This window comes from Serratia sp. szju (genome assembly GCF_044594185.1).
Lineage (GTDB): Bacteria > Pseudomonadota > Gammaproteobacteria > Enterobacterales > Enterobacteriaceae > Serratia > Serratia bockelmannii.
Genome location: NZ_CP172576.1, coordinates 3,221,942 through 3,247,096, shown reverse-complemented (window position 1 = coordinate 3,247,096; position 25,155 = coordinate 3,221,942). Strand labels below are relative to the sequence as shown.

General features: G+C 61.6%; 27 protein-coding genes. 18 read left to right on the top strand and 9 right to left on the bottom strand.

What is annotated here, in order from left to right; all coding sequences use genetic code 11:
- The first annotated feature begins 93 nt into the window (after positions 1-93).
- Positions 94-1,026 carry a LysR family transcriptional regulator gene (locus RE418_RS15425; RefSeq protein ID WP_049209441.1) on the top strand — a complete coding sequence of 311 codons (933 nt, stop codon included), beginning with the start codon at positions 94-96 and terminating at the stop codon, positions 1,024-1,026.
- Positions 1,027-1,029: 3 nt separating this feature from the next.
- Here RE418_RS15425 and RE418_RS15420 read toward each other — a convergent pair whose 3' ends face one another.
- The 3 genes from RE418_RS15420 to RE418_RS15410 form a co-directional block, all read right to left on the bottom strand.
- On the bottom strand, positions 1,030-1,419 hold the full coding sequence (locus tag RE418_RS15420; protein ID WP_025303356.1) for a YidB family protein: 390 nt from the start codon (positions 1,417-1,419) through the stop codon (positions 1,030-1,032).
- Positions 1,420-1,514: 95 nt separating this feature from the next.
- Complete coding sequence (locus RE418_RS15415; protein ID WP_004935146.1) at positions 1,515-1,763, bottom strand: GlsB/YeaQ/YmgE family stress response membrane protein; 249 nt, start codon at positions 1,761-1,763, stop codon at positions 1,515-1,517.
- Positions 1,764-1,777: 14 nt separating this feature from the next.
- The gene (locus tag RE418_RS15410; RefSeq protein ID WP_025303357.1) at positions 1,778-1,975 is read right to left on the bottom strand and encodes a membrane protein; all 198 of its coding nucleotides are present in this window, start codon (positions 1,973-1,975) and stop codon (positions 1,778-1,780) included.
- Between the two features lie 628 nt (positions 1,976-2,603).
- On the opposite strand from RE418_RS15410, the gene RE418_RS15405 reads away from it, so the two are divergent.
- Together RE418_RS15405 and yjdN are read left to right on the top strand one after the other, a co-directional pair.
- A complete protein-coding gene (locus tag RE418_RS15405) occupies positions 2,604-3,524 on the top strand; it encodes a Kdo(2)-lipid IV(A) acyltransferase (protein WP_060447860.1) in 921 nt (306 codons plus the stop codon).
- Between the two features lie 176 nt (positions 3,525-3,700).
- Positions 3,701-4,120, top strand: a complete 420-nt coding sequence (gene yjdN / locus RE418_RS15400) for a VOC family metalloprotein YjdN (protein ID WP_025303359.1) — start codon at positions 3,701-3,703, stop codon at positions 4,118-4,120.
- Between the two features lie 15 nt (positions 4,121-4,135).
- Here yjdN and RE418_RS15395 read toward each other — a convergent pair whose 3' ends face one another.
- A complete protein-coding gene (locus RE418_RS15395; protein ID WP_043140533.1) occupies positions 4,136-4,330 on the bottom strand; it encodes a hypothetical protein in 195 nt (64 codons plus the stop codon).
- Between the two features lie 160 nt (positions 4,331-4,490).
- Here RE418_RS15395 and RE418_RS15390 point away from each other — a divergent pair, with 160 nt between their 5' ends.
- A complete protein-coding gene (locus RE418_RS15390) occupies positions 4,491-6,044 on the top strand; it encodes a sensor domain-containing diguanylate cyclase (RefSeq protein WP_049209443.1) in 1,554 nt (517 codons plus the stop codon).
- A 479-nt stretch (positions 6,045-6,523) separates the two neighbouring features.
- On the top strand, positions 6,524-7,417 hold the full coding sequence (locus RE418_RS15385; protein ID WP_399675228.1) for a Kdo hydroxylase family protein: 894 nt from the start codon (positions 6,524-6,526) through the stop codon (positions 7,415-7,417).
- A 43-nt stretch (positions 7,418-7,460) separates the two neighbouring features.
- Here the strand turns inward: RE418_RS15385 and paaZ are convergent, their stop codons facing one another.
- Positions 7,461-9,527 carry a phenylacetic acid degradation bifunctional protein PaaZ gene (paaZ, locus tag RE418_RS15380; RefSeq protein ID WP_089181057.1) on the bottom strand — a complete coding sequence of 689 codons (2,067 nt, stop codon included), beginning with the start codon at positions 9,525-9,527 and terminating at the stop codon, positions 7,461-7,463.
- A gap of 317 nt (positions 9,528-9,844) precedes the next feature.
- Between paaZ and paaA the strand changes: the two genes are divergently transcribed.
- From paaA to paaY, 13 genes are all read left to right on the top strand, one after another.
- The gene (paaA, locus tag RE418_RS15375) at positions 9,845-10,783 is read left to right on the top strand and encodes a 1,2-phenylacetyl-CoA epoxidase subunit PaaA (RefSeq protein ID WP_199559661.1); all 939 of its coding nucleotides are present in this window, start codon (positions 9,845-9,847) and stop codon (positions 10,781-10,783) included.
- 21 nt (positions 10,784-10,804) lie between these two features.
- Entirely contained in the window at positions 10,805-11,092 is a 288-nt protein-coding gene (gene paaB / locus RE418_RS15370) for a 1,2-phenylacetyl-CoA epoxidase subunit PaaB (RefSeq protein ID WP_004935173.1), read from the top strand.
- Between the two features lie 8 nt (positions 11,093-11,100).
- Positions 11,101-11,859, top strand: coding sequence for a 1,2-phenylacetyl-CoA epoxidase subunit PaaC (paaC, locus tag RE418_RS15365; protein ID WP_049209445.1), 759 nt, complete (start codon positions 11,101-11,103; stop codon positions 11,857-11,859).
- 9 nt (positions 11,860-11,868) lie between these two features.
- Positions 11,869-12,366, top strand: a complete 498-nt coding sequence (gene paaD, locus RE418_RS15360) for a 1,2-phenylacetyl-CoA epoxidase subunit PaaD (RefSeq protein WP_025303365.1) — start codon at positions 11,869-11,871, stop codon at positions 12,364-12,366.
- Between the two features lie 13 nt (positions 12,367-12,379).
- Complete coding sequence (paaE, locus tag RE418_RS15355; protein WP_049209446.1) at positions 12,380-13,438, top strand: 1,2-phenylacetyl-CoA epoxidase subunit PaaE; 1,059 nt, start codon at positions 12,380-12,382, stop codon at positions 13,436-13,438.
- Positions 13,439-13,446: 8 nt separating this feature from the next.
- Entirely contained in the window at positions 13,447-14,220 is a 774-nt protein-coding gene (gene paaF, locus RE418_RS15350; protein ID WP_049203970.1) for a 2,3-dehydroadipyl-CoA hydratase PaaF, read from the top strand.
- Positions 14,221-14,223: 3 nt separating this feature from the next.
- Positions 14,224-15,015 (top strand): 2-(1,2-epoxy-1,2-dihydrophenyl)acetyl-CoA isomerase PaaG, encoded by a 792-nt coding sequence (gene paaG, locus RE418_RS15345; RefSeq protein WP_025303368.1) that lies wholly within the window; start codon positions 14,224-14,226, stop codon positions 15,013-15,015.
- Positions 15,016-15,017: 2 nt separating this feature from the next.
- Positions 15,018-16,550: a 3-hydroxyacyl-CoA dehydrogenase gene (locus RE418_RS15340; protein ID WP_089181059.1), complete on the top strand. Its 1,533-nt coding sequence runs from the start codon at positions 15,018-15,020 to the stop codon at positions 16,548-16,550.
- The gene (paaI, locus tag RE418_RS15335) at positions 16,547-16,987 is read left to right on the top strand and encodes a hydroxyphenylacetyl-CoA thioesterase PaaI (protein WP_016927190.1); all 441 of its coding nucleotides are present in this window, start codon (positions 16,547-16,549) and stop codon (positions 16,985-16,987) included. The genes RE418_RS15340 and paaI overlap by 4 nt, the downstream gene beginning before the upstream one ends.
- A complete protein-coding gene (gene pcaF, locus RE418_RS15330) occupies positions 16,984-18,189 on the top strand; it encodes a 3-oxoadipyl-CoA thiolase (RefSeq protein ID WP_025303370.1) in 1,206 nt (401 codons plus the stop codon). Before paaI ends, pcaF begins: the two co-directional genes overlap by 4 nt.
- A 15-nt stretch (positions 18,190-18,204) precedes the next feature.
- The gene (gene paaK / locus RE418_RS15325) at positions 18,205-19,512 is read left to right on the top strand and encodes a phenylacetate--CoA ligase PaaK (protein ID WP_016927188.1); all 1,308 of its coding nucleotides are present in this window, start codon (positions 18,205-18,207) and stop codon (positions 19,510-19,512) included.
- Positions 19,513-19,590: 78 nt separating this feature from the next.
- Positions 19,591-20,529 carry a phenylacetic acid degradation operon negative regulatory protein PaaX gene (paaX, locus tag RE418_RS15320; protein WP_399675223.1) on the top strand — a complete coding sequence of 313 codons (939 nt, stop codon included), beginning with the start codon at positions 19,591-19,593 and terminating at the stop codon, positions 20,527-20,529.
- A 12-nt stretch (positions 20,530-20,541) separates the two neighbouring features.
- The gene (paaY, locus tag RE418_RS15315) at positions 20,542-21,138 is read left to right on the top strand and encodes a phenylacetic acid degradation protein PaaY (RefSeq protein ID WP_021505794.1); all 597 of its coding nucleotides are present in this window, start codon (positions 20,542-20,544) and stop codon (positions 21,136-21,138) included.
- A 50-nt stretch (positions 21,139-21,188) separates the two neighbouring features.
- Here the strand turns inward: paaY and RE418_RS15310 are convergent, their stop codons facing one another.
- From RE418_RS15310 to RE418_RS15295, 4 genes are read right to left on the bottom strand one after another with little or no spacing between them, the layout of a single operon-like run.
- Entirely contained in the window at positions 21,189-22,586 is a 1,398-nt protein-coding gene (locus RE418_RS15310) for an amino acid permease (protein ID WP_025303372.1), read from the bottom strand.
- A 20-nt stretch (positions 22,587-22,606) separates the two neighbouring features.
- Complete coding sequence (locus RE418_RS15305) at positions 22,607-23,794, bottom strand: amino acid aminotransferase (protein WP_049209451.1); 1,188 nt, start codon at positions 23,792-23,794, stop codon at positions 22,607-22,609.
- Between the two features lie 58 nt (positions 23,795-23,852).
- Complete coding sequence (locus tag RE418_RS15300; RefSeq protein ID WP_025303374.1) at positions 23,853-24,224, bottom strand: RidA family protein; 372 nt, start codon at positions 24,222-24,224, stop codon at positions 23,853-23,855.
- 1 nt (position 24,225) lies between these two features.
- A complete protein-coding gene (locus RE418_RS15295) occupies positions 24,226-25,023 on the bottom strand; it encodes an alpha/beta hydrolase (protein WP_049209452.1) in 798 nt (265 codons plus the stop codon).
- Between the last annotated feature and the right edge of the window lie 132 nt (positions 25,024-25,155).

Sequence of the window (25,155 nt, the reverse complement as noted above, 5' to 3'; positions counted from 1 at the left end):
TATCGATACCCTGAGTGTCATTGATTAGTGATACTTGCGGTAGAAGAGGATTTCCACTAACACTTATAAGAAAAATCTATAGGCAAGATCGACATGGATAAGCTGAACGCAATGAAAACCTTTATGCGGGTGGCGGAACTGGGCAGCCTGTCGGCCGCCGCTCGCGATCTGCGTTTGACGCAGCCGGCGGTCAGTCAGCAAATCGCCGGCCTGGAGCAGCGACTGGGGGCCCAGCTGCTATTTCGCAGCACCCGGGCGGTCACGCTGACCGATGCCGGCAGCGGTTATTATCAGCGCCTCAAACCGATTCTGGCGGCGGTCGACGAAGCGGAAGACGCACTGCACGGCCAGCACCACCAGTTGCAGGGTAATCTGCGCATCCACGCCCCGACCGGGTTCGGGCAGTTGCACGTCACACCGCTGGCCATCGCTTTCCAGCAACGTCATCCGAACCTCGCCATCGAGCTGCTGCTGGACGATCGTCGCGCCGACGTGATCGGCGAAGGCATCGACGTGGCGCTGCGCTTCGGTGAACTCCATGCGCCCGGCATGGTGGCGAAACGTTTGGGCGAGCTGCAACGCCTGCTGGTGGCATCGCCGGCCTATCTGGACAAGCATGGCACGCCCCGTTCGCCGGCGGAGTTGGCGAAACATGCGCACATTCGTTACAGCGGTTTGAACGACGGCGATACGCTCACTCTGTTCGGGCCGCACGGCCCCGAGATGGTTGCTCTGCGGCCCACGTTCCGCGCCAACAATACGCTATCGCTGCTGGCCGCCATCGAGGCTGGAGTGGGTATCGGCGGCGCCCAACGGCCTTTAATCGCCGAGCAGTTGGCGACGGGGGCGCTGGTGCCCGTTTTGCCGGAATACCGCTACCCGCCCATGGCGCTGCACGCGGTCTATCCCGCCTTACGATTTATTCCGGAGAAAGTGCGCGCCTGGGTGGCGCATCTGCAGCAAGCGTTGACGGCGATCGAGGGAATTAGCGGAGTGAATGCTCCCGGCCAGATGCCGGGAGCCTAATCATTATTTGAACAGTTTGCCGACCATGTCGCCCAGTTCGTTGCTGTCTTGCTGCACTTCACCATTTGGCGAGGCGGCATCAGCGACCGTTGGCAAGAACTGTGCAATGGTGCTGGAGGCTTGTGCAGGATCGATACCCAGCTTTTCAGCCAGTTGGTTGATCGCATCGCTACCCAACGCCTGCTGCACATGATCGCCGGTAATCTGCTGATTTTCGCCATTGCCGAGCCAGGAACCGACGATATCGCCGAACTGCCCCTGACGGAATTTGTCCAAAATGGCCTGTAGGCCGCCTTGTTGCTCAACCCACTGCATAATGGCGATGTAGTCGATGCCTTTACCGTTGGCGCCGCCGCCCAGAATGTTACCCAATACGCTATCGAACAGACCCATGATATTCCCCTTTCAGCCGGTACGGCCCGCGCCGCACCGCCGGATTGATTTCACGAAAAAGGGCCGCCGCGGCGACCCTGTTGAGCAACGGCTGCTTAGCCTTTGATCTTCCTGTAGACAAAAAGCACCACCAGGGCACCGATTACCGCCACCACAAAGCTGCCCAGGTTAAAACCGTCAACGCGGCCCATACCGAAGAAGGTGCTGATATAGCCGCCGACGACGGCGCCCACGATCCCCAATATAACGGTCACAATAAAGCCGCCGCCGTCTTTGCCCGGCATAATCCACTTGGCCAGGATACCGGCGATTAAACCAAAAATGATCCAGGAAATGATGCCCATCTTTACTCTCCCTATTACCTTTTGCCTAACAGAAATCCTATTACCAGGCCCACGACGGCGCCGGCGCCTATCCCCGCCCAAGGGTTATCCTTAAGGCAGGCACATGATTGCTCGAGCGCCGCTTTTACACCGCTGCGCACTTCGCAGGCGGTGGCTTTCACGTAGTCGCTCGGTTGCTCAACACCGTTTAGTTCGTCATTTTCATATGACATGTCAAATCCTTACAGACCAACCCTCTGAGAATCTCGTCACATGTTTCGCGCCAGGCGCCGTCCGCTCCGCGATCTTGCTCTGGGCAACCTGCCCGCTGCCGCTCAATGCAGAGGCGTACGCCGACAAACGCACAACTTCACACTATGACTATAGTAAAAAATCAGCGGTTTACCCATTTCCGTCCGTCTGAATTTCACCGTACAAAAAACGATCTAACTTCATCCTGCCGTCATCTCGAGAGGCTAAACTTTAAACAAATCCTCATGGAGGAAACAACCATGTTCAATGCCCCCCTTGTCCTGATTCTCGCGCTACTGTACGCACTGGCCGCCGTTTGGGACGGTTCCGTCGCGTTACTGTTTCATTAAGGTTACATAGCAGTTGTCACTTTTGCGATGCGCTTAATTGTGTCTTTATTTTTCAATTGCACCAGCCGGTTGAAATAGCGGAAAATATCTTCCCTTCCCTCGGTAAAAATCCTATCTCACTCCATTTTTCGCATGCGCTTAAATAAAGTGAAAAAAAAGCATTAATGGAAAATCCTATTTAGCACGAAATGTTCTACTATTCGCCTTATAAAAATTTGGGTTAAGGTCCCATTGGGAAAGAAAAGGAATCATAGAAAAAATGCTTTCTAACCAACGCTTTGAGCGCAAATTCTTGCGCCCTCGTTATTGGTTGCTGTGGATAGGGCTGGGAATACTCTATCTCTTGGTGTTACTGCCCTACCCGCTCATTTATCGACTCGGACACGGCCTTGGCAGAATCGCCATGCGCCTGATGAAACGCCGGGTAAAAATAGCACGCCGCAATGTAGAACTCTGCTTCCCTGAGATGCTCGCCGCCGAGCGCGAGGCGCTGATTGTCAAAAATTTTGAGTCCGTCGGCATGGGCCTGTTCGAAGTCGGCATGGCCTGGTTCTGGCCTGACTGGCGCATCGCCCGTTGGTTTAAGGTGAGCGGCATGGAAAACATGCAGTTGGCGCGTCAGGACGGGAAAGGCGTGCTGCTGATCGGCCTGCATTTCCTCACTCTGGAGCTGGGTGCGCGCATCTTCGGCATGCAAAACCCCGGCATCGGCGTGCATCGCCCGCACAATAACAAACTGATGGAATGGGTGCAGACCCGCGGCCGGCTACGCTCGAATAAATTCATGATCGATCGTAAAGATATCAAAGGCATGATCCGCAACCTGAAACAGGGTGAAATCCTGTGGTATGCGCCGGACCACGATTATGGCCCGCAAAGCAGCGTGTTCGTACCGTTCTTCGCCGTGGAAAACGCCGCCACGACGACCGGCACCTATATCCTGGCGCGCATGGGGCGGCCGTCGATCGTGCCATTCGTGCCGCGCCGCCTGCCGCATGCGCAGGGTTATGAGCTGATCGTACAGCCACCGCTGACGGACTTCCCGCTGGACGATGAAACGCGCGCGGCGGCCATGATGAACCGCGTGGTGGAAGAACAGGTGCTGCTGGCACCCGATCAATACATGTGGTTGCACCGCCGCTTTAAAACCCGCCCACCCGGCGAACCTTCGCTGTATTAACCGCCTTCGCACCTTCGCCCGCCCTGCCGGCGGCGAAGGCGCTCACCTCGCACGAGCATTCTGCGTCAGGGGAACTACACTAATAAGTCACCGACGGCAATTATTGCCGCCAGCAACCATTTCTTCCTGCCCGAGGGCCGGTCGTTGCCTGTCGGGCCACAACCGAGGTCAATGTCATGCTGGTACAACCCTATTTGTTTTTCAGCGGTAACTGTGAGCAAGCGATTAACTTCTATGTACAGCAGTTGAATGCCAAAATTGAAATGGTCATGCGCTTCAAAGACATGCCCGAAGAAGCCCGCCAAGGCGGGCCGCAGGACGCCAATCCTGAAGCGATCATGCATGCGCGTCTGCTGATCGGCGACGGTGTACTGATGGCCTCCGATGGCTGCCCACAAGATGACAGCGGCGGCGCTTCTCACAAAGGCTTCTCGCTGTCGCTGAACCCCAGCGATGCGGAGCAAGGACGCAAACTGTTCGACAATCTGGCGCAGGGCGGCCAGGTGACGATGCCTTACCAAGCCACCTTCTGGGCCAAAGGCTTTGGTATGCTGACCGACAAATTCGGCGTCAACTGGATGATCAACGTCGAATAACCCGTCATGGCGCCGCTAGCTGTAGCGGTGCCAGTCATACGCCACCTTGGCGAACAGCACGAACAGCAGCGCCAACAGCGCCAATCCCAACCGCCAATAGGGCGACCGGCGCCGCCGCCAGGCGAAGAACATCATCACCGCCAGGCCCCCCAGCGTGAGGGGGTAATACACCGCCAGCGTCAGTAAAGCGATAATGATGTAATCCGACATGGCCCTTTTACTCCTTCGCGTTCACGCCGCCGCAAATGCGGGTTGCGATCGCCCTTTCGCCTTATCGCCTCGTTAAGGGCTAGAGGTCTGGCGCGTTTATGCATAAAATATAAGATTGCTCTTAACTCGAACTAAATAGTAATCAAACAACAAGGGTGACATGACTCAGCAGCAACCCATACAGGATGCCGTGCCGCCGCGCAGCGTTAAAAGCTCCCCATTATTATTTCAGGCCGGCGTGTTTGTCATCATCGTTGCCGCCACGCTGATCCTCTTTAACAGCTGGCAAATCTGGAACGCGCACCAGCGCGATCTGCGCAGCGCCGAGCATGAATCCGCCAACCTCGCCCGTTCGCTGGCGCAGCATGCCGACGATACTTTCATGCAGGTGGACGGCAATCTGCTCGATCTGACCGAACGTCTCCAGAACGACGGACTGGGTCCATCGCAGCTGATGCGGCTGCAGCGCGTCATGCAGACGCAGGTCGGCAACCTGCCGCAGCTGCATGGGCTGTTTCTCTACGATGCGCGCGGCCGCTGGCTGGCGACCTCCTCGGGCAAATTCATCAAGAACGCCAACAACGCCGATCGCGATTACTTCAAATACCATCAAAACCGCGACGGCGGCGGCCTGTACATCGGCAAGGTGATCCGCAGCCGCACCACCGGCGATCTGATCATTCCCGTTTCGCGGCGCTTCAACCACCCGGATGGCAGCTTTGGCGGCGTGGTGCTGGCGACGCTGTACGTCGATTATTTCCGCCAGTTTTACGACAGCTTCGCCCTCAACACTGACGCCTCGCTGAACCTGCTGCTGGCGGACGGCACCATCCTTTACCGCCGCCCCTACTCGGCGGCGTCGATCGGTAAAAACATCGCCAAGGGCGTGCTGTTCAGCGAAATTTTGCCGCATTCGGAATTCGGCAACGCCACCATCACCTCGCTGTACGACAAAGTGGAGCGCATCTACGGCTATTCGCGGGTCAACCGCTTTCCGCTGGTGATCGCCGCCGGGCTATCGAAACGCGACGCGCTGGCGGACTGGCGCACCGACGCCGGGCTGTTCGCCGCCGGTGGCCTCTCGCTGCTGATGATCCTGTTGGCGATGGGCATGGTGCTGCTGCGACAAATCAAGCACAGCATGCAAACCGAAGCCGAGCTGATGCGCACCCGCGATCAGCTGACCAGCATCAACCAGATGCTCGAAGAACTGGCGCTGCTGGACGGCCTGACCGGGCTGGCCAACCGCCGCCAGTTTGATATCGCGCTGAAGAACGAGCTGGCGCGGGCTTCGCGCAACTACCGCAGCGTGGCGCTGCTGATGCTGGATATCGACTATTTCAAACAGTACAACGACAGCTATGGCCACGTCGCCGGGGACCAGTGCCTGCAGCAGATCGGCCAAACGCTCAAAGGGTTGGCGTGCCGCAGCAACGACGTTTTAGCGCGCTACGGCGGCGAAGAGATGGGGATTATCCTGCCGGATACCGACATTCAGGGCGCACTGATTTTCGCCGAACGCGTCATCCAGGCGGTACGCGATCTGAAGATCCCGCATCAGGGCAACCCGCACGGTATCGTCACCATCAGCATCGGCATCTGCGCCAAAGTGCCACATATGTATAACGATACGCCGATCAGCTTTATCAATGAGGCGGACAGCGCGCTGTATCAGGCCAAGAAAAAAGGCAAAAACTGCATTTACGGTGCTTAATCAATAATCGGGTCTCCAAATTTGGCGGCCCGATTTATTCCCGACAAGATGAAATAATTCCACTCCGCAACATTATTTCCCCGGTTTGCCCTGCTATTTGAATGAAATAACGCCAATAAATAAGCAGCATATTTATTTCCATTACAATTCAATAAGATAAAAAATACACCATTCCGCAGACAATTCGTGCCATTTTTGATTATTCGTGCCTACGCGCAGCCCCGTTTAGCCCTCGTTTACTTTTCATTGGTATTGCCGGTGATATCCTTATTGGGAATATTCTCTCTATCAGGAAGCCATCGCACGCTTCGGCGCACTGCGCCCTGCTGATACATCCATAATAGAACCCACAAATTTCACGTTGCAATTGAGCGGCCTGCTGACGCCGCTCCAGCCAGCCACTGCGCAAGCCAGTGCAGCCAATCACGCGGCAACCTGAAAGACGGGAATAAAGCGATATAGATTTGCGAGGAGATCTCATGCCTACTGGCGATATTATGCGTGAACAGGCCGTCCTGACGCTGCCGTTGCGACAATGGGCGGCAGCGGAATCATCCAGCGCGGTCAGCGAACTGGAACAGGGCAAGGTACTGTTTCTGCCCGAGCTGGCCTTCACCCTGTCTGAACAGGAAATGCCACTGCTGGATCCGACGTTGGTCGATCCGAAGCGCAAAAACATCAGCTATCAGCCGCTGTCCGGCAAGCTGACCGGCGTCGCCGTCGCGGAACGCCGGCAGCAGGTTCAGCAACTGCTGGAGCGCTATTACCAGTCGTGCCGCCAGCTGATCGCCGGGCTGTTGCCCGAGTATCAGGAGGCGCTGCACCATCCGACCGGCAGCCTGCGTTTGCACCCGGTTTCCGCCTGGCGGGCGACCAGTTCCTGGCGCAAAGACGACAGCCGCCTGCACGTTGACGCTTTCCCGTCGCGCCCGAACTACGGCGAACGCATTCTGCGCATTTTCACCAACATCAATCCGCACGGTGAACATCGCCAATGGCGCGTCGGCGAACCGTTCCCTGAGCTGGCGCAACGCTTCATGCCGCGTCTGGCGCGCTACTCCGCCTTCAGCAGCTGGCTGCAGCACCGGGTACGCATCACCAAAACCCGCCGCAGCCATTATGACCACCTGATGCTGCAGTTGCATGACGCCATGAAGGCCGACGGCGATTATCAGCAGCAGGGGCCGCAGCTGGCGCTGGCGTTTCCGCCGGGCAGCAGTTGGATTTGCTTCTCGGATCAAACGCCGCACGCCGCGATGGGCGGCCAGTTTATGCTGGAACAGACCTTCCTGTTGCCGGTGAACAAGATGCAGGATCCGCAGCGCTCGCCGCTGAAAGTGCTGGAACAGCTGCGCGGTCAGCCGCTGATCTGAATAGATTGCCGCCGCCGGGGCTGCCGGCGGCGGCAAACGCGTATTACGCCTCGAAGTCCCCCTGCTGGCGCGCCACCAGTGTCAGGATGCTGTACAGCGCCACCGGCTGCTGTTCCTGATTCAACACCTGCACATCCCACACCACCACGCCGTGCGGCCGATCCTCGGCGGTTTTTTGCGGCTTGCGGATTTTCTTCTTGCAGGTCAGCCGCACCTGAATGGTGTCGCCGATCTTCACAGGTTCGATAAAGCGCAGATTCTCCATGCCGTAGTTGGCGATCACCGGCCCGACGGCGGCATCGACAAACAGCCCGGCCGCGGCGGACACCACAAAGTAACCGTGCGCCACTCGCTCGCCGAACAGGGAATCGGCGGCGCCGATCTTGTCCATGTGCGCGTAGAAATGATCGCCGCTCAGGCAGGCGAAGTTGACGATATCCGCTTCGGTCACGGTGCGGCGCGCGGTCAACAGGCTGTCGCCCAGCTGCAGCTGCTCGAAGTATTTACGGAACGGATGTACCGGATGCTCGGCGACCGGCGCGCCGCGCACCCATTCACCGCCGATGGCCGCCAGCATCGCCGGGCTGCCCTGGATCGCCGTGCGCTGCATATAGTGCTTCACCGCACGCAGTCCGCCCAGCTCTTCCCCGCCACCGGCGCGCCCCGGGCCGCCGTGTACCAGCATCGGCAGTGGCGAACCGTGGCCGGTGGACTCCGCCGCCGCCTGTTCATCCAAAATCAGCATTCGGCCGTGGGCGCAGGCCGCCGCGCGAATGAAGCGCTTGGCCAACGTCGGATCGGCGGTCACCAGCGATCCCGCCAGGCTGCCCTGCCCCAGCAACGCCAATGCGATCGCCTGCTCGGTATCCGCATACGGCATCAGCGTTGCCACCGGCCCAAAGGCCTCGGTGCCGTGCACCGCCTGATGGGTGAACGGATCGGCGCAATACAGCAGGGTCGGTGGATAAAACGCCCCACCGCGCGCGCCGTCGCCCAGGATCTCCAGCTTATCCAGCGCCGCGCCACAGAGCGCTTCGCAACCATTGCGCAGCAGGAACTCTACCTTGCTTTGCACATCCTCACGCTGCTCGTGGCTGACCAACGCCCCCATGCGCACCGGCTCCAGCTGCGGGTCGCCCACCGTCACCCCCGCCAGGCGCTGCAACAAGGCCTGACGCACCGCCGTCACCTGCGCCGCCGGCACGATGATGCGGCGGATCGCAGTACATTTCTGCCCCGCCTTGGCGGTCATTTCACGGCACACTTCTTTGATGAACAGCGCAAACTCCGGCATCTCCGGCGTCACGTCCTCCGCCAACACGCAGCAGTTGAGCGAATCCGCCTCCATGGTGAACGCGATCGATTTTTCCAGCAGGCGCGGATGCGCACGCAGCCGCTGTCCGGTCTGCGCCGAGCCGGTGAAAGTCACCGCATCCTGATAATCCAGGTGCGCAAACATGTCGCCGACGCCGCCGCAAACCAACTGCAACGCCCCTTCCGGCACCAGCCCGCTGTCGACGATCAGCCTGACCATCGCCTGCGTCAGCTGCGCGGTGGCGGTGGCCGGCTTGATGATGGCCGGCATGCCCGCCAGCCAGGTCGGCGCCAGTTTTTCCAGCATGCCCCAGCACGGGAAGTTGAAGGCGTTGATGTGCAGCGCCACGCCAGGGCGCGAAGTGAGCACGTGGCGGGCGGCGAACTGCGCCTGTTTCGACAGCGGGATCAACTCGTCTTCCGGCCACAGCGTATCATCCGGCAGATCGCGGCCGGCCATGCCGGCATAGGCGAACAGCGTGGCGATGCCGCCTTCGATATCGACCCACCCGTCGCTGCGCGTCGCACCGGTTTGATAGGAAATCTGATACAGCGCCTCTTTATGCGCCAGCAGGTGTTTGGCCACCGCTTTCAGCATCTGGGCGCGCTGCTGGAATGTCATGTTCGCCAGAGCCGGGCCGCCGTGGCTGCGGGCATAGCTCAGGCTCGCCGCTAACGGCAGGCCGTCGGAGCAGACCTGGTACAGCGCTTCGCCGGTCACGGCGTGACGGATCTCGCGGCCCTCTCCCTGCCCATACACCCAGGCGCCAGATAGATAACTGTGTAACTGCTGCATGTGCCCTCCAAAATTCATAAATTTTCACCCTACAGCTTAATTACGTATCACATAAATGCCAGTCAACGCCAAATCAAATTTTAACAAAAACAGAACAAAACCCGTTTTCAAGCCGCTTACCCTGTCATTAATACGGAATTGATGGTTTTATTTATCAAATAAAATCAACAAAATAACAAAAAACCTTGTGAGTGAACTCGCAAAACCACATGAATCTCGTTTGATCTTTTTGTTATCAGTTTGTAGCCTTATGGTTAGTTAAAGTGATTCACATTTTTATATCTAATGTGAAAAACACGAATCACCAAGAGGCGAGCATGACAACTGACGCACAATATCAGCAGCATTTCGACGACAAGATCGCGGCGGATATCGCCATTGAGGCCAAAGACTGGATGCCGGACGCCTACCGTCAGAACCTGATTCGGCAGATCGGCCAACACGCCCACTCGGAAGTCATCGGCATGCTGCCGGAAGCCAACTGGCTGACGCGCGCCCCCACGCTGCGCCGCAAGGCGGTGCTGCTGGCCAAAGTGCAAGATGAGGCCGGCCACGGTCTGTACCTCTACAGCGCCGCCGAGACCCTCGGCTGTTCGCGCCAGGACATCTACCAAAAGATGCTCGACGGCAAGATGAAGTATTCCTCCATCTTCAATTACCCCACGCTCAACTGGGCGGATATCGGCGTGATCGGCTGGCTGGTCGACGGCGCCGCCATCGTCAACCAGGTAGCGCTGTGCCGCGCCTCCTACGGCCCCTATGCGCGGGCGATGGTGAAAATCTGCAAAGAAGAAAGCTTCCACCAGCGCCAGGGCTACGAGGCGGTGATGGCGATGGCCCACGGCAGCGATTCGCAGCGCGCGATGTTGCAAGACGCCATCGATCGCTTCTGGTGGCCGGTGCTGATGATGTTCGGCCCGAGCGACGCCGACTCCCCTCACAGCGCCCAGAGCATGGCGTGGAAAATCAAACGCCACAGCAACGATGAGCTGCGGCAGAAATTCGTCGACAACACCGTGCCGCAGCTTGAGGCGCTGGGCATGACGGCGCCAGACCCGAGTCTTACCTGGGACGAGGCCGCCGGCCACTATCGCTTCGGCGAGATCGACTGGAGCGAACTGCATGAAGTGATCAAAGGACGCGGCCAATGCAACCACGAACGTCTGCAGGCCAAACGCCGCGCCTGGGAAGACGGCGCCTGGGTGCGCAACGGCGCCATGGCCCACGCCGCGAAAAACGCCGCTTCCGCCGCATAGCCAACATAAGGAACCGAGATCATGAGCCACGTTGAATGGCCGCTGTATGAAGTGTTTATCCGCAGCAAACAAGGGTTGGCGCATCGCCACGTCGGCAGCCTGCACGCCGCCGACGACCAAATGGCGCTAGAAAACGCCCGCGACGCCTACACGCGCCGCAACGAAGGCTGTTCGATCTGGGTGGTGCAATCGCGCCATCTGATCGCCTCGCAGCCGGAAGATCGCGGCGCGTTCTTCGATCCGTCCGAAGACAAGATCTACCGTCATCCGACGTTTTACACCATCCCCGACGGCATCAAGAACATGTAGAGGCGACCATGACGGTTAACGATCCGCGCATCAGCTATTTGCTCCGCCAGGGCGACACGCCTCTGATCCTCGCCCAGCGTCTGTGCGCCTGGTGCGGCCACGCACCCGAACTGGAAATCGATCTGGCGTTGGCCAACATCGGTCTCGATCTGCTCGGCCAGGCGCGCAACTTCCTGAGCTACGCCGCCGAACTGGCCGGGCCGCCCTGCAGCGAAGACAGCCTGGCCTTCGGCCGCGACGAACGCCAGTTTCATAACCTGTTGCTGGCGGAACAGCCGAACGGCGGTTTCAACGACACGCTGGTGCGTCAGTTCCTGCTCGATGCCTACCACGTACAGCTGCACCAGGCGCTGAGCCGCAGCCGCGATGCGCAGATCGCCGCCATCGCCGCCAAATCGTTGAAGGAGGCCGATTATCACCTGCGCTTCAGCCACGGCTGGATGATCCGCCTCGGTGACGGCAACGACATCAGCCACCGCAAGATCCAACAGTCGCTGGATAACCTGTGGCGCTTTACCGCCGAGCTGTTCCACGCCGACGCGTTGGAACTGGCGTTGGCGGAACAAGGCATCGCCGTCGATCCGCGCACGCTGCAGGCCCCCTGGCTAGCGCAGGTGGAAGAGACGCTGCGGCAGGCGACGCTGGCGCTGCCCGCCGAGCAGGCGTTCCGTCACGGCGGCAAGCAAGGTCAGCACAGCGAACACCTCGGCCCGTTGCTGGCGGAGATGCAGTTCCTGCAGCGCGCCTACCCAAACAGTCAGTGGTAGGAGGCCGCGATGAACGTCACTCGTTTGCAACCCGCCGAAATCCCGCAGATTTGGCACTGCCTGCAGCAGATCAGCGATCCCGAGCTGCCGGTGCTGTCGATCACCGATTTGGGCATGGTGCGCGACGTGGTGCGCGACGGCAGCGGCTGGCGCGTGACCTTCACCCCAACCTATTCCGGCTGCCCGGCCACCGAATTTTTGCTCAACGCCATCGAGCAGCGGCTGGCGGCCGCCGGTTTCAGCCCGGTGCAGGTGGACATTCGCCTCAGCCCGGCCTGGACCACCGACTGGATGAACGCCGACGCCCGCGAGCGGCTGCGGCAATACGGCGTAGCGCCCCCGCAGGGCCACACCTGCGATCGGCCGCATGCCCACGGCCCGGTCGCCTGCCCGCGCTGCGGCAGCACCCACAGCGAGAAGATCAGCGAGTTCGGATCCACCGCCTGTAAAGCGCTGTACCGCTGCTGCGACTGCCGGGAACCGTTCGACTATTTCAAATGCATATAGGAGCGCTGACACCATGACGGTCTTTCATCGCCTGAGCGTCGCCGCCATCGAGCGCGAAACGCCTGACGCCGTAGCCATCACCCTGCGGGTGCCCGAAGAGCTGCAAAACCAATACCGCTATACCCCCGGCCAGCACCTGACGCTCAAGGCGCTAGTCAACGGCGAAGAACTGCGGCGTTGCTACTCCATCTGCAGTTCGCCGCAGGAAGGCCTGCTGCAGATCGGCGTAAAAGCGATTGATCAGGGCCGTTTCTCCGGCTTCGTCAACCGCATGCTGAAAGTCGGCGACGCACTGGAGGTGATGGTGCCGCAGGGGCGCTTCGGCTACCAGCCGCAGGCAGAGCGCCACGGCAACTACCTGGCGATCGCCGCCGGCTCCGGCATCACGCCAATGCTGTCGATCATCAAGGCGACGCTGCTGCTCGAACCGGGCAGCAGCTTCACCCTGATCTACGGCAACCGCAACAGCCGTTCAATGATGTTCAAAGAGGCGCTGTCGGATCTGAAAAACCGCTACCCGCAGCGTTTTCAGCCGCTGTACCTGTTCAGCCAGGAAAGTCTCGACAGCCCGCTGCTCAGCGGCCGCATCGACCGTGAACGCCTGACGGCGATCGGCGGCGCGCTGCTGGATTTCCGCGACTATGACCACGCCTTTATCTGCGGGCCGGAATCGATGATGGACGACGCGCAAACCGTGCTGGAGCAGGCCGGCGTACCGGCCAATCACATCCACAGCGAACGCTTCAACACCAGCGGCCTGGTCACCCGCCCGCGCCACAGCGGCGATCGCAACGCTACCCGGGTGGCGATCCTGCTCGACGGCCGCCGGTTGGATATCGAGATCGGCGAACAGGACGACAGCATTCTCGATGCCGCGCTGCGCCAGGGCGCCGATCTGCCCTACGCCTGCAAAGGCGGCGTGTGCGCCACCTGCAAATGCCGTCTGAAGGCCGGCCAGGTGGAGATGGGCGTCAACTACAGCCTGGAGCCGGATCAGCTGGCGGCGGGCTACGTATTGAGCTGCCAGTCGTGGCCGAAAGGCGACGGCGTGGTGTTGGACTTCGACGTCTAGGAGCCGCGATGGATACCCCCTTTATTTTGCATCAGCAGCAACACCGCGTGGTCACGCTGACGCTGCACCGCCCGGAGGCGCGCAACGCCCTGAGCACGCCGTGCCTGGAACAGCTGGTTGCCCGTCTGGAGCAGGCAGATGCCGACAGCGGCGTGGGCGCCGTGGTGATCGCCGGCGCGGCGCGCTTTTTCGCCGCCGGCGCCGATCTGCGCGAACTGCAACAGCAGGATCTGCCGGCCGCGCTGGCGGATCGCCGTCCGCAGCTGTGGCAGCGGCTGGCGCAGTTCAGCAAGCCGCTGCTGGCGGCGGTGAACGGCTATGCCCTGGGCGCCGGCTGCGAGTTGGCGCTGGCCTGCGACATCGTTATCGGCGGCGAAAGCGCCCGCTTCGGCCTGCCGGAGATCACCCTCGGCCTGATGCCGGGGGCCGGAGGCACCCAGCGCCTGATCCGCTGCGTCGGCAAGGCGCGCGCCAGCCAGATGGTGCTGACCGGCGAAGCCATCGACGCCCGCACCGCGCTGCAGGCTGGCCTTATCAGCGAAGTGTGCGTCGATGCCCTGACGCTGGAGCGCACGCAGCAGATTGCCGATCGCATCAGCCGTCAGGCGCCGCTGGCGCTGCGCGCCGCCAAGCAGGCGCTGAAACAGGCCGAGGAAACCGGCCTTAGCCAGGGGCTAGCGATGGAGCGTCAGCAGTTCGTCACCCTGGCCGCCACCGACGATCGCCGCGAAGGCATCGCCGCCTTTTTCGAAAAACGTACGCCAAACTATCAGGGGCGCTGATTTATGGATAACGCATTGATTCTCAGCCATCTCGACGCCGGCGTGTTGACGCTGACCCTCAACCGGCCGGATCGGCTCAACAGCTTTAACGACGAGATGCATCGCCAGCTGAGCGAAGCGCTGACGCAAGCCGAGCGCGACGACAGCGTGCGCTGCCTGCTGATCGCCGGTGCCGGGCGCGGTTTCTGCGCCGGGCAGGATCTCAACGATCGCAACGTCAGCGCCGATCAACAGGCGCCGGATCTCGGCCTGTCGGTCGAACGTTTCTACAACCCCCTGATCCGCCGCCTGACCGCCCTGCCGAAACCGGTGGTATGCGCAGTCAACGGCGTGGCGGCCGGCGCCGGCGCCGCGCTGGCCCTGGCGTGCGATATCGTCATCGCCGCCGACAACGCCGGCTTTATTCAGTCGTTCTGCCGTTTGGGGCTGGTGCCGGATTCCGGCGGCAGCTGGTTCCTGCCACGGCTGGCCGGCCACGCCCGCGCGATGGGCATGGCCTTGCTGGGTGACAAAATCAGCGCCCAACAGGCGCTGGAGTGGGGCATGATCTGGCAGGTGGTGCCGGCGGATGAATTGGCCGACCGCACGCAAACGCTGGCGCGCCATCTGGCCACCCAGCCGACCTACGGTTTGGGGCTAATCAAGAAAGCCCTCTACAGCTCGGCCACCAACAGCCTCGATCAACAGCTCGATCTGGAGCGCGATCTGCAGCGATTGGGCGGCCGCAGCGACGACTATCGCGAAGGCGTCAGCGCGTTCTTCGCCAAACGCACGCCAAATTTCAGCGGGAAATAGCCATGAACGCGCCCCTTCTTAACGGCCAGGTGGCGGTGATCGGCGCCGGCACCATGGGCATCGGCATCGCCCAGGTGGCCGCTGCCGCCGGCCATCCGGTGCGGCTGTTCGATATCGCGCCCGCCGCCGCCCAGCGCGCGATCGACGATCTCGCTCGCCGCCTGCGCCAGCGGGTAGACGGCGGCAAGGCCGACGCCGCGACCACCGAAGCGCTGCTGGCGCGCCTCGAATGCGCCGATTCGCTCGAGCAGCTGGCCGACTGCGCACTGGTGATTGAAGCGGTGGCGGAAAATCTGGCGATCAAGCAGAGCCTGTTCCGCGATCTGGAAGCGGTCTGCTCGCCCACGGCGCTGTTCGCCAGCAATACCTCCTCGCTGTCAATCACCGCCATCGCCGGGGCACTGCAGCGCCCGGCGCGCATGGCCGGGCTGCACTTCTTCAACCCGGCGCCGCTGATGAAGCTGGTGGAGATCGTCAGCGGTCTGGAGACCGGGGTAGAGACCCTCGCCGCGCTGCAGGCCCTGGCGCAGCGCTGGGGTAAGCAGAGCGTTGTATGCCGCTCGACGCCGGGATTTATCGTCAACCGCGTGGCGCGGCCATTCTACGCCGAAACCCTGCGCGCGCTGGAGGAACGGGTGGCCGACGCCGCCACCCTGGATGCAGTCATGCGCGACGCCGGCGGCTTCGCCATGGGCCCGCTGCAGTTGACCGATCTGATCGGCCAGGACGTCAATTACGCCGTGACCGACTCGGTGTATCAGGCCTTCTACCAGGATCCGCGCTTCACCCCCTCACTGGTGCAGCAGGAGCTGGTGGCCGCCGGACATCTCGGCCGCAAATCCGGCCGCGGCTTCTACCGCTACGACGCGCAACGGCCCGCCGCAGAGATGATCGCCTTTGCGCCGCCGGCGCAGGCCGCGCCGCCGCAACGCGTCACGCTGCACGGCGACTGGTCTTCGCTGGCCGATTTGGCGGAACTGTTGATCGAAAATGCGGGGGCGATCAAACAACCTGGCCAGACCAGCCCGTACCTCACGATCGACGACGTTACAATGATGTTAACCAATGGTAAAACCGCCGGCCAACTGGCCGACGAACGTGGAACGCCCGTGGTGCTGTTCGATCTCTGTGCCGACTATGCGCATGCCTCCGCCATCGCCATCAGCTGCGCTGCGCAAAACGGCGCGCAACACAATGCCAACGCGATTCGCCTGCTGCAGTCCCTCGGCAAGCAGGTCATTCAACTGCCGGATTATCCCGGCCTGCTGACGATGCGCACTCTGGCCATGCTGGCCAACGAAGCGCTCGACGTGGTGAACAAAGGCGTCGCCGGCGCCGAAGATACCGATCTGGCGATGCTGCGCGGCGTCAACTATCCGCGCGGCCCGCTGGCCTGGGGCGCCGCACTCGGCTGGCGCCACATTCTGACGACGCTGGAAAACCTGCAACGCTATTACGGCGAAGCGCGCTATCGCCCGATGCCACTGCTGCGCCGCTACGCTTCCCCCGCCTCTTTCTCAGGAGCCGAACGATGAACGCCAATACGCCGCGCGCGCTGGCTCAGCGCTGCGCCGAACAGATGTTCCAGCAAGATACCTGCGCTCAGGCGATGGGGATGCATATCGACGCCGTCGATGCAGGGTACGCACAGGTCAGCATGACCGTCGGCCCGCAGATGCTCAATGGCCACCAGACCTGCCACGGCGGCCAGCTGTTCAGCCTGGCGGATACCGCCTTCGCCTACGCCTGCAACAGCCAGGGATTGGCGGCGGTGGCCTCCGGCTGCAGCATCGATTTCGTCCGCCCGGCACTGGCCGGCGATCGCCTCACCGCCAGCGCGGCGGTGCGCCACCAAGGCAAAGCCACCGGGCTGTACGACGTCGAGATCGTCAACCAACTGGGCAAAACCGTCGCCTGGTTCCGCGGCCGCGCGCACCGCCTCGGCCACAGTATTTTAGGAGATCAGGCATGAATCAGGCATTTATCTGCGACGGCGTGCGCACCCCGATCGGTCGCTATGGCGGCGCGCTGGCCCAGGTGCGCGCTGACGATCTCGCCGCCCTGCCGCTGCGCGTGCTGCTGGAACGCCATCCGCAGGTGGATTGGGCGCAGTTGGACGACGTGATCCTCGGCTGCGCCAACCAGGCCGGGGAAGACAACCGCAACCTGGCACGCATGGCGCTGCTGCTGGCCGGAGTGCCGATCGGCGTTTCCGGCACCACGGTGAACCGCCTGTGCGGTTCGGGCCTGGATGCGCTGGCGATGGCGGCGCGCAGCATCAAGGCCGGCGACGCCGGGTTGCTGCTGGCGGGCGGCGCGGAATCGATGACCCGTGCGCCGCTGGTGATGGGCAAGGCCGACAGCGCCTTCAGCCGCCAGGCGCAGCTGTACGACACTACCCTCGGCTGGCGCTTCGTCAATCCGCGGATGCAGGCCGAGTTCGGCACCGATTCGATGCCGGAGACCGCCGAAAACGTCGCGGCGCAGTTCAACATCAGCCGCGCCGATCAGGACGCCTTTGCGCTGCGCAGCCAGCAGCGCGCCGCCCGGGCGCAGGCGCTGGGTCACCTGGCGCAGGAGATAGCGCCGGTCAGCCTCACCGGTAAAAAAGGCGCGGTCACCCTGTTCAGCCAGGATGAACACCCGCGCGCCGACACCACCTTCGAGCAGTTGCAGGCGCTGAAAACCCCGTTCCGTCAGCCCGGCAGCGTCACCGCCGGCAACGCCTCGGGCCTGAACGACGGCGCGGCGGCGCTGATCGTCGCCTCTGAAGCGATGGCGGCGCGCCAGGGGCTGACGCCGCGGGCGCGCATCGTCGCCACCGCCACCTGCGGCGTAGAGCCGCGGCTGATGGGCATCGGCCCGCTGCCGGCCACCCGCAAGGTGCTGGAGATCGCCGGGCTGAGCCTGGCGCAGATGGACGTCATCGAATTGAACGAAGCGTTCGCCGCCCAGGCGTTGGCGGTGATGCGCCAGCTTGGCCTGCCGGACGATGCCCCGCAGGTTAACCCCAACGGCGGCGCGATCGCTCTGGGGCATCCGTTGGGCATGAGCGGCGCGCGCCTGGCGCTAGCCGCCCTGTTTGAACTGGAACGGCGAGCCGGCCGCTACGCCCTGTGCACCATGTGCATCGGCGTAGGCCAAGGCATCGCCATGATCATTGAGCGTGTCTGACCCCTGAGGCTAACCATGACAATAAATCCACAGCCCCTCGAAACGATCGAATTCGCCTCGCGCGATGAGATTGAAGCGTTGCAGTTGGCGCGTCTGAAGTGGACGCTGCACCACGCCTACGACAATGTGCCGATGTACAAACGCAAATTCGACCAGGCCGGCGTACACCCCGACGATCTCAAACAGCTGAGCGATCTGGCGCGCTTCCCCTACACCACCAAGCAGGATCTGCGCGACAACTACCCGTTCGACACCTTCGCAGTGCCGATGGAACAGGTGGTGCGCATCCACGCCTCCTCGGGCACCACCGGCCGCCCGACGGTGGTCGGTTACACCCAGCGCGACATCGACAATTGGGCCGATATCGTCGCCCGCTGCCTGCGCGCCGGCGGCGCCACCGCCAAAGACAAGGTGCACGTCGCCTACGGCTACGGCCTGTTCACCGGCGGCCTGGGGGCGCACTACGGCGCGGAGCGGCTCGGCGCGACGGTGATCCCGATGTCCGGCGGCCAGACGGAGCGCCAGGCGCAGCTGATCCTCGACTTCAAGCCCGACATCATCATGGTGACGCCGTCCTATTGCCTGACGCTGATCGACGAACTGGAGCGCAAAATGGGCGGCGATGCGCGCGGCTGCTCGCTGCGGCTCGGCGTGTTCGGCGCCGAACCCTGGACCGAAGCCCTGCGCCACGAGATCGAAACCCGCATGGGCATCAAGGCGCTGGATATTTACGGCCTGTCGGAAGTGATGGGGCCGGGCGTAGCGATGGAGTGTCTGGAGAGCGGCGGTGGCCCGACCATTTGGGAAGACCACTTCCTGCCGGAGATCATTTGCCCGGAAACCGGCATTGCCCTGCCGGACGGCGAACACGGCGAACTGGTGTTCACCACCCTGACCAAAGAGGCGCTGCCGGTGATCCGCTACCGCACCCGCGATCTTACTCGGCTGCTGCCGGGCGACGCGCGCCAGATGCGCCGCATGGGCAAGATCACCGGCCGCTCCGACGACATGCTGATCATTCGCGGTGTCAACGTTTTCCCGTCGCAGGTGGAAGAGCAGATCATGCAGTTCGAGCAGTTGTCGCCGCACTACCAGCTGCAGGTCAGCCGCAGCGGGCATCTGGACACGCTGGCGGTGCGCGTTGAGCTCAAGGAGTCGGCGCTCAGCCTCAGCCACCAGCAGCGTTGCGACATCTGCCACCAGCTGCGCCACCACATCAAATCGATCGTGGGCGTCAGCACCGACGTCAGCATCGCCAACTGCGGCGATATCCCGCGCTCAGAAGGCAAGGCGCAGCGCGTGGTCGATTTGCGGCCGCGCTGAAGCGCACGGCGTCACGGATGACGCCGCCTTAAATTATGGTAATGTTATGGCTCATCGAAGGCTAACCCATGGAAAAATATGGAACATAAACTGGATGAGTTCATTCGCCATGCCGTCGACGCGCAGCCGATCAGCGGTACCTCGCTGATCATTTCGCTGTACGGCGACGCGCTCAGCCACCGCGGCGGCGAAGTGTGGCTCGGCAGCCTGAGCGCGCTGCTGGAGGCCTTCGGTTTCGGCGATCGCTTCGTGCGCACCTCGGTGTTTCGCCTGCAGAAAGAGGGTTGGCTGGCGGTGGAGAAAATAGGCCGCCGCAGCTTCTACCGCGTGACCGAGCAGGGAATGCGCCAGTTCCGCCACGCCGAGTCGAAAATCTATCTGCGCGAGCAGCCTGCCTGGGACGGCAAGTGGGAGCTGTTGCTGCTGGAATGCGCCGAAAAAAACGCGCGCGCGCGGCTGAAAAAAGAGCTGGGCTGGCTCGGGTTCGGGCAGATCGCCAACAATCTGATGGCCGCCCCCACCCATGCGCAAACCGACGTGACGGCGCTGCTCGGCGAATTGAACGCCAGTGAGCAGGTGATCTACTTTCGCGCCGATTACCCCTACAATCGCTCCGAGCAAACCCTGCAAAAATTGGTGGCCGACTGCTGGTCGCTCAGCGATGTGGCGGCTGGCTATCACGAGTTTATCGTCTCCTTCCGGCCGCTGATGGCGCTGCTGCGCGAAGTCGACCCGGCGGCGCTGACGCCGCTGCGCGGTTTCCAGATTAAGCTATTATTGATTCACTTCTTCCGTCGCGTGGTGTTGAAAGATCCGCTGCTGCCGGACGCGCTGCTGCCCGCGCAGTGGGAGGGCCAAATCGCCCGTAATCTGTGCATCAATCTCTATCAGCAGGTCGATCGCGCCGCGACGGAGTACGTCAGTGCGCTGGCGGAGACCACCATCGGCGCCCTGCCCGCGCCGGCCACCGGTTACTATCGGCGCTTCGGCGGCCTGCCGCGCGACCCTACATATTAAGGAACTCACGCTATGCCTGTGTATCAGATTGACGGCCTGACGCCGGTCGTTGACCCAAGCAGTTACGTGCACCCGACGGCGGTGCTGATCGGCGACGTGATCGTCGGCAAACACGTGTATATCGGCCCGAACGCCAGCCTGCGCGGCGATTTTGGCCGCCTGGTAATCTGCGACGGCGCCAACATTCAGGACAACTGCGTGATGCACGGCTTCCCGCAGCAGGACACGGTGGTGGAAGAAGACGGCCATATCGGCCACGGCGCCATCCTGCACGGCTGCCGCATTCGCCGCAACGCGATGGTGGGCATGAACGCGGTGGTGATGGACGGTGCGGAGATCGGCGAGAACACCATCGTCGGCGCGATGGCGTTCGTCAAAGCCGCGGCGGTGATCGAAGCCAACAAGCTGGTGGTCGGCAGCCCGGCGCGCGTGCTGCGCGATCTGACCGAACAGGAGCTGGCCTGGAAGATCGCCGGCACCCGCGAGTATCAGGATCTGGTACAGCGCTGCAAATCCTCGCTGCACGAAGTGGCGCCGCTGACCGAAATCGAACCGGGCCGCCAACGCCTGAGCTTCGGCGACCACCTGATCCCGAAAAGCCAGCTTTAATCCCCGGGGCTGAGATGCGCCTCAGCCCCTCCCCTTATTACTCCACCTCATTACTCCACCTCCGGCGCCTTGAACGGCGACGGTGTAGCCGCGCGGCGGCTCTGGAAGTGATAAGCCACCACCAGCAGCAAGGTGAACGGAATGCCGAACCACAGCGTCATGCGGAAGAATTCGGTAAACGCCGTCGAGATCATCAGCGCCGCCATCAGCCCGGCGCCGAGCAAGGTGGTATAGGGAAAGCCCCACATGCGGAACTTCAGGTGGGTCTGCCGATGCCGGCGGCGGAAGAACAGGTGGGTGACGAAAATCATCAGCCAGGTAAAGCAGGCGCCATACACCGAGATAGACATCATGGCGGCGAACGAGGTTTCCGGCGCCACCAGGCTCAGCACGATGGACACCACGATACCGATGCACGACATCGCCAACGCATTGACCGGAATGCCGCGCCGGCTGACGCGCCCCAATGCCGCCGGCGCCTGCCCGGCACGCGACAGCGAGAACATCATGCGGGTGGTGATGTACAGCTGGCTGTTCATTGCCGACAGCGCTGCCACCAGCACGATAAAGTTGAAAATACCGGCGGCGGCGGGCAGATGGATCACGTTCATCGCCATCAGGAACGGGCTTTCGCCGGTGCCGGACTGGCGCCAGGGCACGATGGCCAGCATCAGGGCGATCGACAGCATGTAGAAGATGAACAGCCGCACGATGGTGCCCTTGAACGCCGCCTTCACCGCAATCACCGGATTTTTCGCCTCGCCGGCGGCCACCGCAATCATTTCAATGCTCAGGTAGCTGAAGATGGACACGATCACCGCGAACCACATGCCCTTGACGCCAAACGGCATGAAGCCGCCGGCGGTCAGGTTGCGCAGGCCGTAGGCCGGGTTGCCCGAGAATGCCAGAATGCCGATGCCGATCAGAATAAACGCCACGATCGCCGTCACTTTGACGGTGGACAGCGCGTATTCCACCTGGCCGAACGACTTCACCCCGATCACGTTGACGACGATCACCGCCGCCGAGAACAGCAGCACCCACGGCCAGGTCGGCGTCGCCGGGAACCAGAACTGCATGTACATGCCGATGGCGGTGACTTCGGTACCCACCGCCAGCACCACACAGGACCAGTAGGAATAACGCACCAGAAAACCGAACAGCGGGCCGAGATAGAATTCGGCGTAGTCGCCGAACGAGCCGGGCGTCGGGTGTTCGGAGGTCATCTCCGCCAGGCTGCCCATCAGCAGCAGCGCAATGACGCCGCCGATCAGGTAGCTCAACAATACCGACGGCCCCGCCATCTGAATGGCGTAGGCGCTGCCGAGAAACAGCCCGGTGCCGATGGCGCCGCCGATCGCCAGCATCGACATCTGCCCGGCGGTAAGATGCTTGTTCAACCCGCCCTGACGGCGGGCGATATGCTCAAAATCATTCATCTGTGGCATGGCTGGGTTCCCGAGCGGAGTTAGGCGGTACGGGTGACGTCGAGAATGGCGGCGGTCACATAGTCAATGTTGCCGGGATTGAGCCCCGGCAGGCACATGCGGCCGGGCGAGACCAGATAGATGGCATAGCGCTGCCGCAGGGTCTGCAGCTGCGCTTCGTTCAGGCCGGTATAGCTGAACATGCCGCGCTGATCGCGAATACGCCGGTGATCCAGCGAAGAGCCACCCTGCGCCAGCCCGGCGGCCAGCTGTTCACGCATTTGCTTGATGCGCGAGCGCATTTCTGCCAGCTCATTGCGCCAAAGCTCGCCAAGTTCGGCGTCGCCGAGCAGGGTTTCCACGATCTGGCTGCCGTGCGTCGGCGGGCAGGAGTAGCTGCGGCGGATCAGCGTTTTTAACGCCCCTTTGACGTTGGCGGCATTTTCCGCGTCGGCGCAGCGCACCGACAGCGCGCCCAGACGCTGGCCGTACAGCGCGACGTTTTTGGAAAACGAATTGCAGACCAAAAACGGCAGATCGGTTTTCAGCGCTTCGCGCAACGCAAAGCAGTCCTCCTCCAGCCCGTCGCCGAAGCCCTGATAGGCGATATCGAACAGCGGCAGCAGGTTACGCCGCTGCAGCACGGCGAGCGTGGCGCGCCACTGCTCCGCCGTCAGATCGGTGCCGGTCGGGTTATGGCAACACGGGTGCAGCAAGACCACGCTGCCGGGCGGCAGGCTGTCCAACGCGTCGAGCATGGCGGCGAAACGCAGGCCGCCCGCCGCTTCATCAAAGTAGGGATAGGTATTCACCCGCAGCCCGGCGCCTTCGAAAATCGCCCAGTGATTGGCCCAGGTGGGATCGGACACCCAGATTTCGCCGCGCGTCAGAAAGTGGCGCAAAAAATCCGCCGCCAGCTTCAACGCGCCGGAGCCGCCGACGGTCTGCACCGTGGCGATCTCGGCCGCCTGTTGCTCACCGAACAGCAGCGCCTGCACCTGGCGGGCGAACTGCGGCGAACCTTCGATCGGCGGGTAGCCGTGCGGGCGGCGCAGCGCCAGCAACCGCTGCTCGGCGGCCTCAACCGCCTGCATCAGCGGAATATTCCCCTGTCGGTCGTAATACAGCCCAATGCCTAAATTCACTTTTTGCGGATTGGGGTCCTGCAAATAGGCTTCCATCAGCGACATAATAGGATCGGCCGCGGAAGGTGCAATCTGTTTAAACATGACACATCCTTAACTCGTTATTGAATTAATATAAAGGCGAACTTAAGAAGAAATTAAATCAGGCGATGGCGCTGACGGTAATTTCTATTTTCATTCCCGGCACCACCAATTTTTCGACAATGACCGTGGAGCGATTGGGATAAGGATAATTAAAGTATTTCCGGTAAATATCATCGAGGCATTTAACGTCGTTGACGTCGGTGAGATACACGATCACCTGCAGAACCTTATCGCTGTGGCTGCCCGCCGCCTTCAGCGTCTGCGCCAGATTATCGAAGGTCAGCGTAATCTGTCGCTCCGGCGCGCCGGTGTCGATGCTGCCGTCCGCCCGCACCGGGCCGTGAGCGGTAAACAGCATGCCGCCGCCCCGGGTGGCCCAGGAAAAAGGCTGGCCGATCTCCGGCAGCCCGGTATCTACGATCTCGCGCATGTCAGTGGTTCCCGTGGTGGTTAAGTTGGCGAAGCAGCGCGCCGTCGGCGGCGAACAACGCATCCAGAATGGTGAAATGATTGGCGCCGGGCACCACGACCAGTTCTGCCGACAACCCGCGTTGGCGCAGCGCCGCATGATAGTGTTGCGACTGGCCTCTCAGTTCCGGCAGCTCCAATGCGCCGTAATACAGCGTAAGCGGCTTGCCGCGCGTCGGCAGGTGGCGCGCCGGGCTGAGCGTTTCAATTTGCCGCGCAGTCAGCTGCAGCGCCCGATTGACATAGCTTTGTTGCAGCGGCGCCAGCTCGAACAGGCCGCTGATGGGAAAGACCGCATCCACCAACGCATGCTGCTGCCAAAACGCCGCCAGATGGCCGCCGGCGGAATGGCCACACAGATGCACCGGATAGGCATAGTGCGGCGGCAGGCGGCGCTGAATGGCATTCAACGCCATACCGATCTGCCGGCATATTTCGTCGAGATCCACCGCCGGCGCGAGCGCATATTCCACCAACACCACGTCAAAACCCAACGCCAACGGCCCGGCGGCGATAAAGGCGAAATCTGCCTTATCGCAGAATTGCCAATAGCCGCCGTGAATAAAAATTAACGTCCCCTGATGCTGCTTTGCAGAATAGAGCCAATCCAATGTTTCGCGTTCGCCGTTGCCATAAGCAATATTGTTTTCATGGCGCGTCTGTTTATAAACAGCCGCACTGCGGGTTTGAAATGAAGTCAAAATAGCCGCTTCATTATCCACCGTGGCGCCGTTGTCATAACTCCCCGCAAGTGGTTTCATATATTAAACTTCGTTTATTATTTAAGATGTGAATTAACTATTAGCACCGGCAACATTATTGTCAAGACGGGCGCATCAGCAATGCGCGCCCGGTAAAATAAAACCTGATGAATAATGAAAAAGTTTAACCCA